At 65.5% G+C, this 17,525-nt stretch carries 14 protein-coding genes; 7 read left to right on the top strand and 7 right to left on the bottom strand.

The genetic code is table 11. The annotated features are described in order from the left end of the window. Window positions 1–11 precede the first annotated feature (11 nt). The 7 genes from AC3WK8_RS04460 to AC3WK8_RS04430 all read left to right on the top strand — a co-directional run bounded on the left by AC3WK8_RS04460 (window position 12) and on the right by AC3WK8_RS04430 (window position 10,761). Complete coding sequence (locus tag AC3WK8_RS04460; protein WP_103324526.1) at window positions 12–1,586, top strand: ABC transporter ATP-binding protein; 1,575 nt, start codon at window positions 12–14, stop codon at window positions 1,584–1,586. 224 nt (window positions 1,587–1,810) lie between these two features. After that, window positions 1,811–3,229: a sigma-54 interaction domain-containing protein gene (locus AC3WK8_RS04455; RefSeq protein ID WP_103324525.1), complete on the top strand. Its 1,419-nt coding sequence runs from the start codon at window positions 1,811–1,813 to the stop codon at window positions 3,227–3,229. A gap of 285 nt (window positions 3,230–3,514) precedes the next feature. After that, window positions 3,515–4,906: a GntP family permease gene (locus AC3WK8_RS04450; RefSeq protein ID WP_103324524.1), complete on the top strand. Its 1,392-nt coding sequence runs from the start codon at window positions 3,515–3,517 to the stop codon at window positions 4,904–4,906. Between the two features lie 7 nt (window positions 4,907–4,913). Then, window positions 4,914–5,687: a 3-hydroxybutyrate dehydrogenase gene (hbdH, locus tag AC3WK8_RS04445; RefSeq protein WP_085597970.1), complete on the top strand. Its 774-nt coding sequence runs from the start codon at window positions 4,914–4,916 to the stop codon at window positions 5,685–5,687. 71 nt (window positions 5,688–5,758) lie between these two features. Beyond that, window positions 5,759–7,714: an acetoacetate--CoA ligase gene (locus AC3WK8_RS04440; protein ID WP_103324523.1), complete on the top strand. Its 1,956-nt coding sequence runs from the start codon at window positions 5,759–5,761 to the stop codon at window positions 7,712–7,714. A 179-nt stretch (window positions 7,715–7,893) separates the two neighbouring features. Continuing rightward, window positions 7,894–10,446 carry a PAS domain-containing hybrid sensor histidine kinase/response regulator gene (locus AC3WK8_RS04435; protein ID WP_103324522.1) on the top strand — a complete coding sequence of 851 codons (2,553 nt, stop codon included), beginning with the start codon at window positions 7,894–7,896 and terminating at the stop codon, window positions 10,444–10,446. 39 nt (window positions 10,447–10,485) lie between these two features. Beyond that, a complete protein-coding gene (locus AC3WK8_RS04430; protein WP_011061856.1) occupies window positions 10,486–10,761 on the top strand; it encodes a peptidylprolyl isomerase in 276 nt (91 codons plus the stop codon). A 106-nt stretch (window positions 10,762–10,867) separates the two neighbouring features. Here AC3WK8_RS04430 and AC3WK8_RS04425 read toward each other — a convergent pair whose 3' ends face one another. The 7 genes from AC3WK8_RS04425 to AC3WK8_RS04395 form a co-directional block, all read right to left on the bottom strand. Beyond that, window positions 10,868–11,785, bottom strand: coding sequence for a sugar kinase (locus AC3WK8_RS04425; RefSeq protein ID WP_103324521.1), 918 nt, complete (start codon window positions 11,783–11,785; stop codon window positions 10,868–10,870). A gap of 71 nt (window positions 11,786–11,856) precedes the next feature. Then, the gene (locus AC3WK8_RS04420; RefSeq protein ID WP_103324520.1) at window positions 11,857–13,074 is read right to left on the bottom strand and encodes an amino acid deaminase; all 1,218 of its coding nucleotides are present in this window, start codon (window positions 13,072–13,074) and stop codon (window positions 11,857–11,859) included. A 47-nt stretch (window positions 13,075–13,121) separates the two neighbouring features. After that, window positions 13,122–13,886: an IclR family transcriptional regulator gene (locus AC3WK8_RS04415; protein ID WP_022639350.1), complete on the bottom strand. Its 765-nt coding sequence runs from the start codon at window positions 13,884–13,886 to the stop codon at window positions 13,122–13,124. A 62-nt stretch (window positions 13,887–13,948) separates the two neighbouring features. Further along, complete coding sequence (locus AC3WK8_RS04410; protein WP_085597965.1) at window positions 13,949–14,335, bottom strand: RidA family protein; 387 nt, start codon at window positions 14,333–14,335, stop codon at window positions 13,949–13,951. Window positions 14,336–14,917: 582 nt separating this feature from the next. Continuing rightward, window positions 14,918–15,463: a hypothetical protein gene (locus AC3WK8_RS04405; RefSeq protein ID WP_103324518.1), complete on the bottom strand. Its 546-nt coding sequence runs from the start codon at window positions 15,461–15,463 to the stop codon at window positions 14,918–14,920. A 186-nt stretch (window positions 15,464–15,649) separates the two neighbouring features. Beyond that, a complete protein-coding gene (locus AC3WK8_RS04400; RefSeq protein WP_103324517.1) occupies window positions 15,650–17,083 on the bottom strand; it encodes an RtcB family protein in 1,434 nt (477 codons plus the stop codon). Between the two features lie 108 nt (window positions 17,084–17,191). Further along, window positions 17,192–17,449: a hypothetical protein gene (locus AC3WK8_RS04395; RefSeq protein WP_146043250.1), complete on the bottom strand. Its 258-nt coding sequence runs from the start codon at window positions 17,447–17,449 to the stop codon at window positions 17,192–17,194. Between the last annotated feature and the right edge of the window lie 76 nt (window positions 17,450–17,525).

Here is a 17,525-nt window from a genome sequence, read left to right as displayed (position 1 = left end):
GGACTGTAGAAATGACTGAAAACCTGATCGAAATCCGCCAGCTCAATGTGGCCTTCGGCGGCCGCCCGGCGGTCCGCGACCTGTGCCTGGACATCCGTCCCGGCGAGTGCCTGGCACTGGTGGGCGAGTCCGGCTCGGGCAAATCGGTGACGGCCCACTCGATCCTGCAACTGCTGCCCCAGACCGGCTGCAGCAATAGCGGCAGCGTGCGCTACCGCGGCCAGGAGCTGATCGGCGCCGACAGCGCCACCCTGCAAAAGCTGCGGGGCAACCGCATCGCCATGATTTTCCAGGAGCCCATGACCTCGCTGAACCCGCTGCACAGCATCGAGAAGCAGATCGGCGAAACCCTGCTGCTGCACCGCGGCCTGGGCGGCAAGGCAGCCCAGGCGCGCATCCTCGAACTGCTGGAGCTGGTGGGCATCCAGAAACCCCGTGAACGGCTCAAGGCCTACCCGCACCAGTTGTCCGGCGGCCAGCGCCAACGGGTGATGATCGCCATGGCCCTGGCCTGTGAACCTGAGCTGCTGATCGCCGACGAACCCACCACCGCCCTGGACGTCACCGTGCAGCGCAAGATCCTGTTGTTGCTCAAATCCCTGCAGCAACGCTTGGGCATGTCGCTGCTGCTGATCAGCCACGACCTCAACCTGGTGCGGCGCATCGCCCAGCGCGTGTGCGTGATGAAGGCCGGGGAAATCGTCGAGCAGGCCGACTGCGACACCCTGTTCAACGCTCCGCAGCACCCCTATAGCTGCGAGCTGCTGCACGCCGAGCCCGAGGGCTTGCCATTGCGCCGCGACACCCGCGACACCGTGCTCGAGGTGGACAACCTCTGCGTCGAGTTCCAGGTCGGCGGCGGCCTGCTGAGGCGCAAGCAGTACCTGCGGGCCGTGGACGGTATCAGCCTGCGCGTGCAGCAGGGCAAGACCCTGGGCATCGTCGGCGAATCCGGCTCGGGCAAGTCGACCCTGGGCCAGGCGATCCTGCGGCTGCTGGACTCCCAGGGCGGCATCCGCTTCCAGGGCCAGGCCCTGGACGGCCTCAACCAGAAACAACTGCGGCCCTGGCGCAAACAGATGCAGGTGGTGTTCCAGGACCCCTTCGGCAGCCTCAGCCCGCGCATGTCGGTGGCGCAGATCATCAGCGAAGGCCTGGAGGTGCATAGCCAGTACGATGCCCGCCAGTGCGAGGAACAGGTGATCCGCGCCCTGGAGGAAGTCGGCCTCGACCCGGACAGCCGCCACCGCTACCCCCACGAGTTCTCCGGCGGCCAACGCCAGCGCATCGCCATCGCCCGGGCCCTGGTGCTCAAGCCGGCGCTGATCCTGCTGGACGAACCCACTTCGGCCCTGGATCGCACCGTGCAGAAACAAGTGGTGACCCTGTTGCGCCAGCTCCAGGAGAAGTACGGCCTGACCTACCTGTTCATCAGCCACGACCTGGCGGTGGTCCGCGCCCTGGCCCACGACATGATCGTGATCAAGGACGGCCAGGTAGTGGAAAGCGGCGCCAGCCACCAGGTATTCGCAGCCCCGCAGCACCCCTACACCCGGGAACTGCTGGCCGCCGCCCAACCCGGCTAAACCTCCGGCAATCCACGCCCCACCCCGTTCGCGCCCGCTATGCGCCCATGCGCAGCCTGCGACAGCGGCTACACCAAGCATCGCCCCTGTAGCCGCTACCGAGCCTGCGAGGCTGCGGCAAGGTCCGCAGGACCTTGCCGCAATCTCCAGCCACCCCTTCCCTGGTCGCGCCCGGGAGGGGATTGTCGGCATAATCGGCGCCGCCAGCCCCAGGACCCCAACCCATGAACGACAGCGAAAACCTCAAGGACTACCAGCGTGTGCGCCAACTGGCGATCCGCTCGCTGTTCGAGATCATCGAGCAATCCAGCGAAGGCACGGTGATCGTCGACCGCGACGCCAATATCGTCTGGATGAACGAGCGCTATGCCCGGCGCTTCGGCCTGGAGTCGGCGGCGTTCGCCATCGGCAAGCCCTGCGAGAGCGTGATCCCCGGTAGCCTGCTGCGTGAAGTGGTGCGCACCGGCCGGCCGATCCTGCTGGACATGCAGGACACCCCCAAGGAACCGCTGGTAGTGATGCGCCTGCCGATCCACGACACCGCGGGCCTGGTGATCGGCGCCATCGGCTTTGCCCTGTACGACGAGCTGCGCAGCCTCTCGCCGATGCTCAAGCGCTACCTGAGCATGCAGGAAGAACTGGCCTCCACCCGCTCGCTGCTGCGGGCCCGGCAGACCAAGTACAACTTCGCCCATTTCATCGGTACCAGCAGCGCCAGCCTGGAGGTCAAGCGTCGGGCCCGGCGCGGCGCCAGCACCGAGTCGCCGGTGTTGCTGCAAGGCGAGACCGGCACCGGCAAGGAGTTGCTGGCCCAGGCCATCCACGCCGCCTCGCCACGGGCGCACAAGCCCTTTGTCAGCATCAACAGCGCGGCGATTCCCGAAGCCCTGCTGGAAGCGGAGTTCTTCGGCACCGCCCCCGGCGCCTTCACCGGCGCCGACCGCAAGGGGCGCGCCGGCAAGCTGCAGATCGCCCAGGGCGGCAGCCTGTTCCTCGATGAAATCGGCGACATGCCGTTGCCCCTGCAGAGCAAGCTGCTGCGGGTGCTGCAGGAAAAAGAGTTCGAGCCGGTGGGCTCCAACGAGGTGATCCACAGCGACGTGCGGATCATTGCCGCCACCTCCACCGACCTGGAGGCGGCGATCAAGCGCGGCGAGTTCCGCGCCGACCTGTATTACCGCCTCAATGTGTTGCCGATCCAGGTGCCGGCCCTGCGCGAGCGCCTGGACGACCTGCCGGCGCTGAGCGAAGGCATCCTGGAAGAACTGCGCAGCCAGCACGAGCTGACACCCGAGGCCCTGGCGCTGCTGGGCCAGCACGCCTGGCCGGGGAATATCCGCGAACTGCGCAATGTGCTGGAACGCGCGGCCTTGCTCAGCGACGACTTGCTGCTCGGTGCCGGGGATATCCGCGCGGCCATCGGCAACTTCAGTGCGTTGCCGCCCACGGCCCTCGCCGCGTCCACCGAGGCGTTGCCCCATGAAACCTTTGCCGCGGCGCGCGAGCGTTTCGACCGTCAGTTGATCGAGGCGACCCTGGCGCAATGCGCCGGCAAAGTGGACCAGGCGGCCCGGCGCCTCGGCCTGGGCCGCTCGACGCTGTACAAGAAAATGGCAGCCCTGGGCATCGCCGAGTCTCAATAGAGAGACAAATATCTCCATTTGGAGAAATAGCCAGCGCTTCGCGCTGATCGCGGGCAAGACCCATCCTTACAGAGACGTGCGTGGCTTTTGTAGGAGCGAGGCTTGCCCGCGATAGCACCCTCAGGCCCGAGAAAAGTCTCCAAACAGAGACAAAGTTCCTTGCCGCCACTTAATAAATATAAAAACTCCTTATATTTCAACAACTTGTAAAAATGGCACAAAACTCGCTATAGCCCCTCTCCACACGTAGTACCCACAACAAGAACAATCCTGGAGAGACACACCATGAGTGTGATCATTGCCCTGGCAGCCCTGGCGCTGCTGATGCTGGCCGCCTACCGAGGCTACAGCGTCATCCTCTTTGCCCCCATCGCCGCCCTCGGCGCCGTCCTGCTCACCGACCCATCCGCCGTGGCGCCTGCCTTCACCGGGGTGTTCATGGAAAAGATGGTGGGTTTCATCAAGCTGTATTTCCCGGTGTTCCTGCTGGGCGCGGTGTTCGGCAAGCTGATCGAGCTGTCGGGGTTCTCCCGCTCCATCGTCGCCGCCGCCATCCGTCTGCTGGGCACCCGCCAGGCGATGCTGGTGATCGTGCTGGTCTGCGCCCTGCTGACCTACGGCGGCGTGTCGTTGTTCGTGGTGGTGTTCGCGGTCTACCCGTTCGCCGCCGAGATGTTCCGCCAGAGCGACATCCCCAAGCGCCTGATCCCGGCGACCATCGCCCTGGGGGCGTTCTCCTTCACCATGGACGCCCTGCCCGGCACCCCGCAGATCCAGAACATCATCCCCAGCACCTTCTTCAACACCACCGCCTGGGCCGCGCCCTGGCTGGGGCTGATCGGCACCCTGTTCGTGTTCTGCGCCGGCATGCTGTTCCTCCAACGCCAGCGCAGCAAGGCAAAAAAGGCCGGTGAAGGCTACGGCAGCGACCTGCGCAACGAACCGGAGACCGCCGCTGACCTCAAGCTGCCCAACCCCTGGGTGGCCCTGTCGCCGCTGTTGCTGGTAGGGGTCATGAACCTGCTGTTCACCCACTGGATCCCGCAGTGGTATGGCAAGACCCACAGCCTGGCCCTGCCGGGCATGGCGGCGCCGGTGACCACCGAGATCGCCAAGCTCACCGCCATCTGGGCGGTGCAGGCCGCCTTGCTGGTGGGCATCCTGATGGTGCTGGCATGTGGCTTCGGTGCCATTCGCAGCAAGCTCGCCGAAGGCAGCAAGAGCGCGGTCGGCGGCGCCTTGCTGGCGGCCATGAACACGGCCTCGGAGTATGGCTTCGGCGCAGTGATAGCTTCCCTGCCGGGGTTCCTGGTACTGGCCGACTGGCTCAAGAGCATCCCCAACCCGCTGGTCAACGAGGCCATCACCGTGACCCTGCTAGCCGGTATCACCGGCTCCGCCTCGGGCGGCATGAGCATCGCCCTGGCGGCCATGTCCGAGACCTTCATCAGCGCCGCCCACGCCGCCAACATTCCCCTGGAAGTGCTGCACCGGGTGGCCGCCATGGCCAGCGGCGGCATGGACACCCTGCCCCACAACGGCGCGGTGATCACCCTGCTGGCGGTCACCGGGTTGACCCATCGCGAGGCCTACAAGGACATTTTCTGCATTACCCTGATCAAGACCCTGGCGGTCTTCGTCGTCATCGCCACTTTCTACGCCACTGGCATCGTGTGAGGTATTCATGACCACTCTTTCTGGCAAGACCGCCCTGGTCACCGGCTCCACCAGCGGTATCGGCCTGGGCATCGCCCAGGTCCTGGCCCGGGCCGGGGCCAACCTGATCCTCAATGGCTTCGGTGACGCCTCACCCGTCATCGCCGAGCTGAAGCAACTGGGGGTCAAGGTCGGCCACCACCCGGCGGACGTCAGCGACCCGGCGCAGATCGCCGAGATGTTCGCCTATGCCGAACGCGAATTCGGTGGCGTCGACATCCTGGTGAACAACGCCGGCATCCAGCACGTGGCCACCGTCGAGGAGTTCCCGGTGGAACGCTGGGACGCGATCATCGCCATCAACCTGTCGGCGGTGTTCCACAGCACCCGCCTGGGGCTGCCGGGCATGCGCGCCAAGGGCTGGGGGCGGATCGTCAACGTCGCCTCGGTGCACGGCCAGGTGGGGTCGGTGGGCAAGGCCGCCTATGTCGCGGCCAAGCACGGAGTGATCGGCCTGACCAAGGTGGTGGGCCTGGAGACCGCCGCCAGCAACGTCACCTGCAACGCCATCTGCCCGGGTTGGGTGCTGACCCCGCTGGTGCAGAAGCAGATCGACGACCGCGCGGCCAGCGGCATCGACCCGCAACAGGCGCGCCACGACCTGCTGGCGGAAAAACAGCCCTCCCTGGAATTCGTCACCCCGGCGCAGCTGGGCGAGCTGGTGCTATTTTTGTGCAGTGATGCCGCAGCCCAGGTCCGCGGCGCGGCCTGGAACATCGATGGCGGCTGGCTGGCGCAATAACGGTAGCGACAAGCTGTAAGCGGTGAGTCGCCAGCAACAGCAGATCAGAAGAACAACAAGAGAGCCCTTGCATGTCCGAAATACTCTGGCAACCCAGCGCCGAGCGCATTGGCAAGACGCGCATCGACGCCTTCCGCCGCTTCGTGAACCAGCGCCACGGCCTGGACATCGGCGACTACCCCGGCCTGCATCAGTGGAGCATCGACCAGCGCGAAGCCTTCTGGCAGGCCATCGTCGACTTCTTCGAGGTCAGCTTCCACCAAGGCGCCGAATGCGTGCTGCGCGAAGGGCCACAGATGCCCAGCGCCCAGTGGTTTCCCGGGGCTACCCTGAACTTCGCCGAACACCTGCTCAAGCGCCGCGACGACAGTGTGGCGGTGGTAGCGATCGCCGAAGACGGCCAGCGCCAGCAACTGACCTACGCCGAGCTGGCGGCCCAGGTCGCCGGCCTGCAAGCCAGCCTGCGGGCCATCGGGGTCGGCCTGGGCGACCGGGTGGCGGCCTGCATGCCCAATACCTGGCAGACCCTGGTGGGCATGCTCGCCACCACCAGCCTGGGTGCGGTGTGGTCCAGTTGCTCGCCGGACTTCGGCACCCAGGGCGTGATCGACCGTTTCGGCCAGATCGAGCCCAAGGTGCTGATCACCTGTGCCGGCTACCGCTACGCCGGCAAGGATGTGGACCAGGGTGAAAAGATCGACCAGATCCTCCAGCGCCTGCCCTCCCTGGAACAACTGCTGATCGTGCCCGGCACCCGCCCCCAGGCCCGCGCCGAAGACTACCGGACCCAGGCCCGGGTCAGCCTCTGGCAGGACTTCTACCACAGCGGCGGCGACCCCGTGTTCGTCGCGGTGCCCTTCGCCCACCCGCTGTACATCCTCTACTCCAGCGGCACCACCGGGGTGCCCAAGTGCATCGTCCATGGCACCGGCGGGGTGCTGTTGCAGCACCTCAAGGAACACGGCCTGCACGCCGACCTCGGCCCCGGCCAGCGGCTGTTCTACTACACCACCTGCGGCTGGATGATGTGGAACTGGCTGGTCTCGACCCTGGCCACCGGCGCCAGCCTGGTGCTCTACGACGGCTCGCCGTTCCACCCCCATAACGAGCGCCTGGTCGACCTCATCGACAGCGAGGCGATCAACGCCTTCGGCACCAGCCCCAAGTACCTGGCCGCCCTGGAAAAAGCCGGTAGCCGGCCACGCCTGAGCCACCGCCTCGACACCCTCAAGACCCTGCTGTGCACTGGCTCGCCGCTGTCGCCCCAGAGCTACGACTACGTGTATCGGCAGATCAAGGCCGACCTGTGCCTGGCCTCGATGTCCGGCGGCACCGATATCGTCGCCTGCTTCGTCGCCGGCAATCCGGTGCAAGCGGTGCGCCGTGGCGAGATGCAGGGCAAGGGCCTGGGCATGGCCATCGAAGTCTGGAACGACCAGGGCCAGCCGGTACTCGGCGAGAAAGGCGAACTGGTCTGCACCCGGCACTTTCCGAGCATTCCGGTGGGGTTGTGGAACGACCCGGACCAGAGCCGGTTGCGCGACTCCTACTTCAAGCTGTTTCCCGGGGTCTGGGCCCAGGGCGACTATGCCGAACAACTGGCCGATGGCGGCTGGCTGATCCACGGGCGTTCGGATGCGGTGCTCAACCCCGGCGGCGTACGCATCGGCACTGCGGAGATCTACCGCCAGGTGGAGAAGCTCGAGCAAGTGCTGGAGAGCCTGGCCATCGGCCAGAGCTGGGAGCATGACGTACGGGTGGTGCTGTTCGTGCGCCTGCAAGAGGGCGTGGTCCTGGACGACGCCCTGCGCGAGCGCATTCGCCAGGTGATCCGCAGCAACACCACACCACGCCATGTACCCGCCAGGATCCTTGCGGTGACCGACATCCCCCGGACCATCAGCGGCAAGATCGTCGAGCTCGCGGTGCGCAACGTGGTCCACGGCCTGCCGGTTAAGAATACCGACGCCCTGGCCAACCCCGAGGCCCTGGAACAGTTCCGCGACCGCGAGGAACTGCGCAGCTGATGCACCCCGCCGGCCGCTCCTGCGGGCGCTGCGCGATACCCGGCGCTGGTCATCCAGCGCCAAAGCGGGTGAAAATGACCATGCCAGAACCGCCTACACTCCATCCGTTTGCATAGGCAGCACGACTTCACAGGCTGTCGGTCATTGCGCAATACCGTTGCACCCAGGACTCCCCCGATATGAATGGTTCCCACCACGGCAGCGAAGCCGCCACCCTGATTGCCCGCCTGGACTGGACGACCACGGCCCTGGGCGACTCCCGGCAATGGCCGCAGAGCCTGCGTACCGCGGTGGACATCGTGATCCATTCCCCCATGCCGATGCTGCTGCTCTGGGGCGAAGAGCTGACGCAGATCTACAACGACGGTTTCGCCCTGCTGGCCGGCAACAAGCACCCCAAGGCCTTCGGCTTGCCAGCGCACCTGACCTGGCCAGAGCTGAAGGACTTCACCGACCCGATCTACCGCGCCGTGCTCAACGGCCAGGTACGCAGCTTCAGCGAGCAGCGTTTCAACCTGCAGCGCACCAACGGCACGGCCCATGACGTCTGGCTGGACCTGACCTACAGCCCGATCCGCAACGAACACGGGGCCGTGGCCGGGATCCTGGTCACCGCCATCGAGACCAACGAGCGCCGGCGCATCGCCCTGGAGCTCAAGCAGCGCTCCGACGACAGCCTGCGCGCCCAGCACGAGACCGAGGAACGCCTGCAACTGGCCCTGGCCGCCACCGACGCGGTGGGCACCTGGGACTGGGATATCGGCGAGGATCGCTTCATCGCCGATGCGCATTTCGCCCAACTGCACAGCGTCGATCCGCAACGCTCACGGCAACTGCCCATCAGCGAGTACCTCAAGGGCGTGCATCCCGAGGACCGGGGCATGGTGGCCCGCAGCATCAAGCACTGCATCACCCACGGCAGCGAATACGCCGAGGAATACCGCCTGCAACTGGCCGACGGCCAGGTACGCTGGGTCTTCGCCCGGGGCCGCTGCTACAAGGATCACCACGGTCGGCCGACGCGTTTTCTCGGCGCCGCCCTGGACCTCACCGAACGCAAGCAGATGGAACAGGCGCTGCGCCAGGGCCAGACCGAGCTGCAGTTGATCATCAACGCCATGCCGGCGCTGATCGGCTACGTCGACCACGAGGAACGCTTTCGCCTGAACAACAGCGCCTACCTGGACTGGTACGGCTTCACGCCCCAGGAGCTGTACGGCAAGACCATCCGCGAAGTGGTGGGCGAAGAGGTCTACGCCACCCGCGCCGAGCAGATCGCCGCCGCCCTGGCGGGCAAACCGTGCAGCTTCGAGGCCGACTCGCCCCATCGCGACGGCCGAGCGCGTCACGCCTTGACCCGCTTCCTGCCACGCCACGGCGCCGATGGGGCAGTCAACGGTTTCTATATCTTCGTCTACGACGAGACCGAGCGCCGGCAGACCGAGGAAGCCCTGCGCAACCTCAACGAAACCCTGGAAGAACGGGTCAATCGCCGTACCGAGGCCCTGGCCACGGCCAACCAGCGCCTGCAAAACGAGATGTTCGAGCGCGAGCGCGCCGAAGACGCCCTGCGCCATGCACAGAAGATGGAGGCCGTGGGCCAGCTCACGGGCGGCATCGCCCACGACTTCAACAACATGCTCACCGGCATCATCGGCAGCCTGGACCTGATGCAGCGCTACATCGACAACGGCCGCAGCAGCGAGATCGGCCGCTTCACCGAGGCCGCCATGTCCTCGGCCAAGCGCGCCGCGTCCCTGACTCATCGCCTGCTGGCCTTCTCCCGTCGCCAGTCCCTGGATCGCCGGCCCCTGGACCCCAACCAGCTGGTGCGTTCGCTGCAGGACCTGTTCAACCACACCAAGGGCGAGCACATCGAGTTGCAGCTGCAACTGGCCGACGGCATCTGGCCGGTGAGCACCGACGCCAGCCAGTTGGAAAACGCCCTGCTCAACCTGGTGATCAACGCCCGCGACGCCATGCCCGGTGGTGGCCGGCTGTTGATCGAGACCGCCAACAGCTACCTGGACGGCAGCGACATCAGCACCCTGGAGCCGGTCAAGGCCGGCGACTACGTCATGCTCGGCGTCAGTGACAACGGCGCGGGCATGAGCCCGCGGATCCTGGCCAAGGCCTTCGATCCGTTCTTCACCACCAAGCCCATCGGCCAGGGCACGGGCCTGGGCCTGTCGATGATCTACGGTTTCGCCCAGCAGTCCGGCGGACACGTGACCATCAACAGCGAACCGGACCACGGCACCTGCGTGCGCCTGTACCTGCCGCGCCTGTATGCCGCGCCCCTGGAGCACGCCGAACCCGGGACCCTGGGCGAGCCGCCCCAGGCCATCGCCGGGGAATGCGTGGTGGTGGTCGAGGATGATCCGGCGGTGCGCATGCTGGTGCTCGATGTGCTGAGCGAACTGGGCTACCGCGCCTTCGAGGCCGAGGACGCCCGCAGTGCCCTGCCCTTCCTGGAGTCGCCCATGCGGGTCGACCTCTTGGTGACCGATGTCGGGCTGCCGGGGATGAACGGCCGGCAACTGGCGGAGATCGCCCGCCAGCATCGCCCGGGGCTCAAGGTGCTGTTCATGACCGGCTACGCGGAAAAGGCCGCCGAGCGCCAGGGTTTCCTGGAGCCGGGCATGGACTTGATGGCCAAGCCGTTTTCCATCGAGGAACTGGCGCAGAAGATTCGTCAGATGATCGGTCGCGAAGATGGAATTCAGGCATAATCCGCGGCCGCCGTATTCCCGCTACAAGGTCACCCGCCCATGAAAGCCCAAGCCCGCCATATCCTGGTGAAAACCGCCGAAGAAGCCGAACAGCTCAAGCAGCGCATCGCCAAGGGCGAAGCCTTCGACGTGCTGGCCAAGAAATACTCTACCTGCCCCTCCGGCAAGCGCGGCGGCGACCTGGGCGAAGTGCGCCCCGGACAGATGGTCGGCGCCATCGACCAGGTGATTTTCAAGAAACCCCTGCGCACCGTGCACGGCCCGATCAAGAGCAAGTTCGGCTACCACCTGGTGCAAGTGTTCTTCCGCGACTGACCGCTAGCCGCTGCCGAACCCGCGAGGCTGCGCCATGGCCCGCAAGGCCTTCAGCGCCTTCAAGAGCGCCCCGGCCCTGCGGCCCGTACGCAGCCTGCAGAAGCGGCTACACCGAGTGGCGAGGGATCAGGGCACCTGGATACTGGATCACCCGTGCCGCCAGGCGATGCCCGGCTTCGGCGGCTGACACCGGCTCCTGGCCCGACAAACGCGCGGCCAGGTAGGCGGCGCTGAACGAATCCCCCGCCGCCGTGGTATCCACCACCTTTTCCACCCGCTGCGCCGCTACCTGGTACAGGCCCTCGCCACAACGCACCCAGCACGGCTGGGCGCCGCACTTGACCACCACTTCGGCCAGCCCCGGATAGGCCGCCAGCACCGCTTCAGCATCGGCATGGCCGAACAGCGCCTGTTCGTCATCCAGGGTCAGCAGCGCCAGGTCGACCTGCTCCAGCACCTGCTGGTAGGCCTGCCGCGCCTGTTCCACGGATGCCCAGAGCCTGGGCCGGTAGTTGTTGTCGAACACCACCCGGGCCCCGCACCGGCGGGCTTCGGGCAACAGCTCCAGCAGCCGGGCACGACCTGCCTCGCCCAGTACCGCCAGGGTGATGCCGCTGAAATACAGCACGCCGTAATCGCGCAACTGCGCAAGGATCGCCCCGGCCGCCGGGGTGTTGAAGCAATCACGTACCGCCGCCTCGTTGCGCCAGTACAAAAAGCGCCGCTCGCCACGCTCATCGGTCTGGATGCAATACAACCCCGGCAAGCGCCCGGGCAGGCGCTGGACCTTGTCCAGGCCGATCCCCTCGGCGGCCCAGGCCTGGCACATGGCTTCGCTGAAGCTGTCGTCGCCCAGGGCGGTGACGTAGTCGACCCGGGCGTCCTCGCCCAGCTCGCGGACCAGGTACACCGCAGTGTTCAAGGTGTCGCCGCCGAAGCTCTGCTGCAGGCTGCCGTCGGCGCGCTGTTGCAGTTCGATCATGCATTCGCCGATCAGGGCGATGCGCAGGTTGGCGGTGTTCATGATGAGGGCATCTCTGGCGAGTATTTGTGTTGTCGGGGAGAACGTCATCACCTGCGCAGCAGGTGCCAGAATCAGAAGCAGGTCTCGAGGTTTTCCAGGACCCGCAACTGCTCGTCCACCAACAACCCGGTGCGCCACTTGTCGAACGTCAGGCATGGGTGGGACGTGCCGAAGGAGAGGATGTCCCCCACCCGCAGCTGTACCCCAGGGGCCACGGTGAGGAACGCATGCTGGTCCATGACCGCGGTGACCTTGCAGCCACTGACGTCATCCCCGGCGCCCGCCTCGGCCCCGGCCCGGTAGCGCCGCAACGGCAGCGGCAGGCCGGCGTCATAGGCCACGTCGCGCTTGCCCAGGGCCACCACCGCGAAGCCCGGCTCCGGCAGCGACTGCACATGGGCCCAGACCTCCATCGCCGGGCGCAGGCCTTCGTCCAGGTCGCTGCGCCGGTCCAGCACGCAGCACTGGGCCTCTTTGTAGATCCCATGGTCATGGGCCACATAGCTGCCAGGGCGCAGCACGCTGAGGAACCGGCCCTTGGCGTTATGGGTCTTAAAAGACTCGGCGATCAGGTCGTACCAGGCCGAACCCGAAGCGGTGATGATCGGCTGCTCGATGGCGAACAGGCCGTCATCTTGCAGGTCCACTGCCAGGCGCACCAGGGAGTCGGCGAATTGGCGAATGCCCGCCACCGCCTGGTCGCCATGGATCACCCCCTCGTAGCCTTCGATTCCGCACAGGGCCAGCGCCGGCTGGGCCTTGATCGCCCGAGCCAGTTCCACGACCTCCTGCTCGCTGCGGCAGCCGCAGCGCCCGCCCACCACGCCGTACTCGATCATCACCTTGAGGGTGACGCCGCGCTGGGCGAAAAACGCCCCCAGGTCGGCGACGTTGTCCGGGTGATCGACCATGCAGTAGAAGTCGAAATCCCCGGCGGCCAGCAACTCGGCTACCAGCGCCATGTTCGGCGCACCCACCAGTTGGTTGGCCATCAACACCCGGCGCACGCCATGGGCATAGGCCGCCCGCGCCTGCACGGCGGTGGCCAGGGTGATGCCCCAGGCGCCGGCGTCCAGCTGTCGCTGGAACAGCCCCGGCATCATGCTGGTCTTGCCATGGGGGGCCAGCTCGGCGCCGCTGGCGCTGACGAATGCCTGCATCCAGCGGATGTTGTGTTCCAGGGCCTCACGATGCAGGACCAGGGCCGGCAGGCTGACGTCCTTGAGCAAGCTGGCGCCAGTGGCGGCCGCGCCCTTTTGCACCAGCGGCAGATTCGAAACAGAAGACATGTGGCTACTCCTTGGCAAAGCGGCCAGCGACGGCCGCGGGGTACACGTTAGTCGTTGATTCGCCGGGCCAGGCGATCGGCGCTGTCGAGCAGCACCTGGCGATAGTGGCGATAGTTGGCCTGTGCATCGGCCCGGGGCGCGACGATGCACAGGGTACAGACGCACACACCGTGCTCATCGCGCACCGGCGCGGCAAAACAATGGGTGAAGGTGTCGGCGACGCTGTCGAAAGAGAAGAAACCTTCCTCGCTGGCCTGGCGGATTTCCCCAAGGAAGCGCGCCAGCGGCAGGCGTTCGCCGCCAGGCAGGATGAAATCGCCCTCGTCGATCAACTCGACGATCTGCTCATCGCTCAAGTGCCCCAGCAGCAAGCGCCCGGACGCGGTCCAGGGAATGGGCGCGTTCTCGCCGATGTCCGAGGAAATGCGAAAGTGCCGCTCGCCCTCCTTCATCAGCGCCACCGTGTACTTGCGCCCATTGAGCAGGCACATCTGCGCGGTTTCGCCGGTCTGGGCGACGATGTCCTGCAGGGCCTGGTCAGCTTCGCGGCTCAGGTCGAAATGCCGCAAGTGCGCCTGGCCGAGAAAGTAAAGCTGGCGCCCCAGGTACACATGCCCGTCGCGCCCCACCGGCTCCAGGATGCGCCGCTCCAGCAGGGATTCCACCAGCTCGTAGACCGTGGACTTGGGGCTGCCCACGCCCTTGGCGATATCGTTTGGGCGCAGCGGCTGGCCGACCTCCTTGAGGAAATCGAGGATATCGAACGCCCGGTCCAGGCCCCTGGCCCGGCGCTTGATGTTGTCTTCGCTCATCTTCGTACCATTCCCCAAAGCACTCCCATTCACGCCTCGACTTGCCGCTTGCAGCTAGCCGCTTACCGCTGCTTGTAAGCCACGCAGTCGATCTCGACCTTGCAGTCCACCATCATGCTGGCCTGCACACAGGCCCGGGCCGGCGCATGCTCGGGTTTGAAGTACTCGCCGAAGACCTTGTTGAAACTCCAGAAATCCCGCGGGTCCTCCAGCCATACGCCAACCCGCACCACATCCTCCAGGCCGTAGCCGGCCTCTTCGAGAATGGCCACCAGGTTGCGCAGGGTCTGATGGGTCTGCTCAACAATGCCGCCATGGATGATCTCGCCATCCAGCGCCGGCACCTGGCCGGACACATGCAACCAGCCATCGGCCTCCACGGCGCGGGCGAAAGGACGCGGCTGGCCACCGCCTGCGGTGCTGCCGGTGCCGTAACGGGTAATGCTCATGGGGTTTCTCCTGGTTGAAGGTGGCCATCCACGACCACGCCTGAGAGCTCCGCAGCCCATCGCAGCAGCGACGGGCTCCGAACAATATTTCCGCTACAACGGAATTAGAATCGCAGTAACGGAATATTGATGGAGTCTGCCATACAAACCAACGGCGGCAACAGAGGAAAAAATCGAACGCGCGCTCTCAGTCCTGTAGCTGCTGTCGAGCCCGGGCGAGGCTGCGACAAGGGCCGCAGGACCTTCGGCGGATTGACGATCCCAGCGCCCGCTGCGCACCCGTGCGCAGCCTGGGGCAGCGGCTCCACAAGGCGATGCCAGGGCTTTCGCTCTGTTTAGATTTGCTTTGGCTTTTGATCCTGAAGGCCCCGTTGACCACGATGGCCGAACGCAGGCATTGAACCGTGGGTGACCCGGCAGGACGCCGGGTTAGCCGCATTAGGCCAGGGATGGCTCATTGCAGCGGCCCATGGATGGCTCGTTGCCGCGGCCCATGGATCAATGCAAGAGAGAGTATGTCGAGCCTAGGCGAGGCACCGAGTGGAGGGGCAAGCGTTTTTGCTTACTTTTTTGGCGAAGGCATCAATCAAAGTCGGAAACGCACAACACCCACCAGAGATTCCGAGCCCCCTGACACACCACATAAGCGGAAGAAATCGTCGACCCCCGGGTCAATTCACACCAATCGAGGCTGTCAAACCGATACACCACAAGCTCGGAAAACGGCGCCGGAAACACTGCCTCCAGCGCCTCTCCCACCAACTTGCGGGCACTGGCCTGGCCCAACCCGCGGGTCGAGTGATGACAGCCGCCTCGCAGCACCACCGCCAGCAACGAGCCCTCGAACTCGTATCGATTCAGCAGGGAAAAAGGTCCGAACTCAGGCTCGACCTGCCCGATCACAGTCGACCCGGCGAAGTCGCTGAAACGCTCCAGAAACTCGGCCAGTCGCCGCCCCTCGCCCAGTACCCTGATGCAAGGATCTGGCTTGAAGAAGCTGGAAACCACCTCGCCACACCGGGCAAGCACGGCCAGCAGTTCGGCAAGGGGCGGCTTGTCGACGACGAACTCGCTGGCAACGGTAAATGGCGCTACCGCCTCGTGCTTCAGGTTCTGATCTTGACTCATGCTGGATACCCGACTTTCAACGCAAATAGGCAATCGCCCTGGCGGCTACTGCGCCCTGAGCTGCTGCGACCGCAGATAACCGCAACGGCACCGCTCAGAACGAACAGGCCAGAGGGGCGACAATGTAGCGGCCGCCTACCTGAACGGCAAATCCGCAAGCCATTGTGCCCCGCGAGCCCATCGCTCTTACGCCTTGAAGGTCAACACCGGCGAAAACCGCGCAATCACCGACACCGTCTGCTCCTCCACCTGGGAACGAATCACCTGCCCGATCTCCTTGTACGCCCCCGGCGCCTCCTCGATCATCCGCTCCTCCTTGGTGGTGATGCACTCCACCCCCTGTAACCCCAGGAACGCCTTGTCCCGCTTGGCCCGCACGATCACGTCGCCGCGCGACATCGAACGCCCGGCGCCGTGGCTGGCCGAACGCATCCAGCGTTCGTTGCCCAGGCCGGTCAACAGGTAGGAATCGTGGCCCATGCTCCCGGGAATCAGCAACGGCTGCCCGGCATAGGCCGGGGTCGCGCCCTTGCGGTGCACGTTGCCCACCTCCTCGCGCAACACGATGTTGTGCGGCACATCGACGATCAGCGGTGCCTCGATCCCCGCGCCGAACACCTGCCGGGTGCGCTGGCGCACCATCTCGGCGATCAGCGCGCGGTTGGCATCGGCATAGTGCGCGGCGCTGTGCATCGCTAGCAGGTACTCGTCGGCCATCTCGCCGAACAGGGCGAAGATCTTCGATTGCGGATGCTTCAGGCCCGCCGGCCACAAGGCCTTGGCCTTGTCCATCCAGCGCCGCCCGACATAGAACCCGACATCCCGCGAGCCGGTGTGGATCATCATCACCACCTGCCCCACCGCCAGGCCGTGGGTAAAGCAGGCCTGGCGATCCACCAGCTCGGTAACCACCTGGATCTCGACGAAGTGATTGCCGCCGCCCAGGGAGCCCAGGCCCGGATCACGAAGAACCTGCCGCGACCGGTCCTGCAAGGCCTCCGGGCCATAGGCGGCGCGACCACGGGCAAAGGACGAGCCATGCAGGCCGGCCAGCTCACGCTGCAACTGGGCGAAATCCGCTCCGGCGAACAAACCCACCGGAGCCTGCTGCCGGACCTGGGCCCAGAAGTCTCCCAGGCCCGCCTCGAACAACGCGCTCATGGCTTGCGGGCTGGTGGGAATGTTGCGCGTACCTTCCAGCAGGTCGCCACGCACCAGGGCGGTCCACTTGGCCTTCTGCGCCATGAACTGCTCATAGTCCAGGCCCAGCTTGTGCAGGCGCATGCCGCAATTGATATCGGTGCCGATGGCCTGGGGCACCACCAGGTCGTGGCTGGTGACGATCACGCTGCCCACCGGAATCGAGCTGCCGGTGTGGAAGTCCGGCGTGGCGCAAGCGCACTTCACCTCGCCGCCATGGGGGTGGGCGACGCGAGCGAAATCCATGAGCTGGGTGATGGCCTTCTCTTCGATGGCAAAACCTTCGGGCAGCAGCAAATCAGCCTTGAGCCCGGCGTCATTGATCGAGGAGATGGAAAGGGAATTGGAATTCAGGCGTTCGATGGCCACCCCGGAACGGGCGAGCTTGTGCTGAATTCTCTTGAACGGTACTTGGGTCATATTCGACTGCTTTTCTTGGACGCAACAAAACAACCACCCTTTTGGTGGCTGGAATTGTCTGGTCAGCAGCGAAACTTAGACGGCGCATATGGTGATGAGCCCGAGGCTTCATGTAAATACCCGCCAGCCACTTTTTTGTAGCTCGCCCTCCAGGCCGACCTGCCACCGTTTGGCCTGGATGGCGTTCAGGCCCCGCGCCGATGGTTCTGAGGCCAATCGGCGCAGTCGTCGATCACATCCTGGGGCACCTTGGTGCTCCTCCATCGAACAAGCTTTGCCGACCTCGTCGCTGGCCTCTTTCTGCCAGGCCGCGCCTACATCGGCCGCACTGGAGACTCCCTTGAAGATCGCCTCTTCAAGCGTCATGAAAACGAGACAGCAGAACCGGCAGGGCACCGCGGCCACGATGTAATATGTAGCAAGCTAAACCGATGCCCCCCTG

This window comes from Pseudomonas sp. FW507-12TSA (assembly GCF_058781435.1).
Note: the sequence above shows the minus strand (reverse complement) of the source record. Positions and strands in the feature narration are given on the sequence as shown.

Coding starts and splice junctions, on each gene's coding strand:
- AC3WK8_RS04460 (WP_103324526.1), top strand. CDS start 12: ATGACTGAAAACCTGATCGAAATCCGCCAGCTCAATGTGGCCTTCGGC.
- AC3WK8_RS04455 (WP_103324525.1), top strand. CDS start 1,811: ATGAACGACAGCGAAAACCTCAAGGACTACCAGCGTGTGCGCCAACTG.
- AC3WK8_RS04450 (WP_103324524.1), top strand. CDS start 3,515: ATGAGTGTGATCATTGCCCTGGCAGCCCTGGCGCTGCTGATGCTGGCC.
- hbdH (WP_085597970.1), top strand. CDS start 4,914: ATGACCACTCTTTCTGGCAAGACCGCCCTGGTCACCGGCTCCACCAGC.
- AC3WK8_RS04440 (WP_103324523.1), top strand. CDS start 5,759: ATGTCCGAAATACTCTGGCAACCCAGCGCCGAGCGCATTGGCAAGACG.
- AC3WK8_RS04435 (WP_103324522.1), top strand. CDS start 7,894: ATGAATGGTTCCCACCACGGCAGCGAAGCCGCCACCCTGATTGCCCGC.
- AC3WK8_RS04430 (WP_011061856.1), top strand. CDS start 10,486: ATGAAAGCCCAAGCCCGCCATATCCTGGTGAAAACCGCCGAAGAAGCC.
- AC3WK8_RS04425 (WP_103324521.1), bottom strand. CDS start 11,785: ATGAACACCGCCAACCTGCGCATCGCCCTGATCGGCGAATGCATGATC.
- AC3WK8_RS04420 (WP_103324520.1), bottom strand. CDS start 13,074: ATGTCTTCTGTTTCGAATCTGCCGCTGGTGCAAAAGGGCGCGGCCGCC.
- AC3WK8_RS04415 (WP_022639350.1), bottom strand. CDS start 13,886: ATGAGCGAAGACAACATCAAGCGCCGGGCCAGGGGCCTGGACCGGGCG.
- AC3WK8_RS04410 (WP_085597965.1), bottom strand. CDS start 14,335: ATGAGCATTACCCGTTACGGCACCGGCAGCACCGCAGGCGGTGGCCAG.
- AC3WK8_RS04405 (WP_103324518.1), bottom strand. CDS start 15,463: ATGAGTCAAGATCAGAACCTGAAGCACGAGGCGGTAGCGCCATTTACC.
- AC3WK8_RS04400 (WP_103324517.1), bottom strand. CDS start 17,083: ATGACCCAAGTACCGTTCAAGAGAATTCAGCACAAGCTCGCCCGTTCC.
- AC3WK8_RS04395 (WP_146043250.1), bottom strand. CDS start 17,449: ATGACGCTTGAAGAGGCGATCTTCAAGGGAGTCTCCAGTGCGGCCGAT.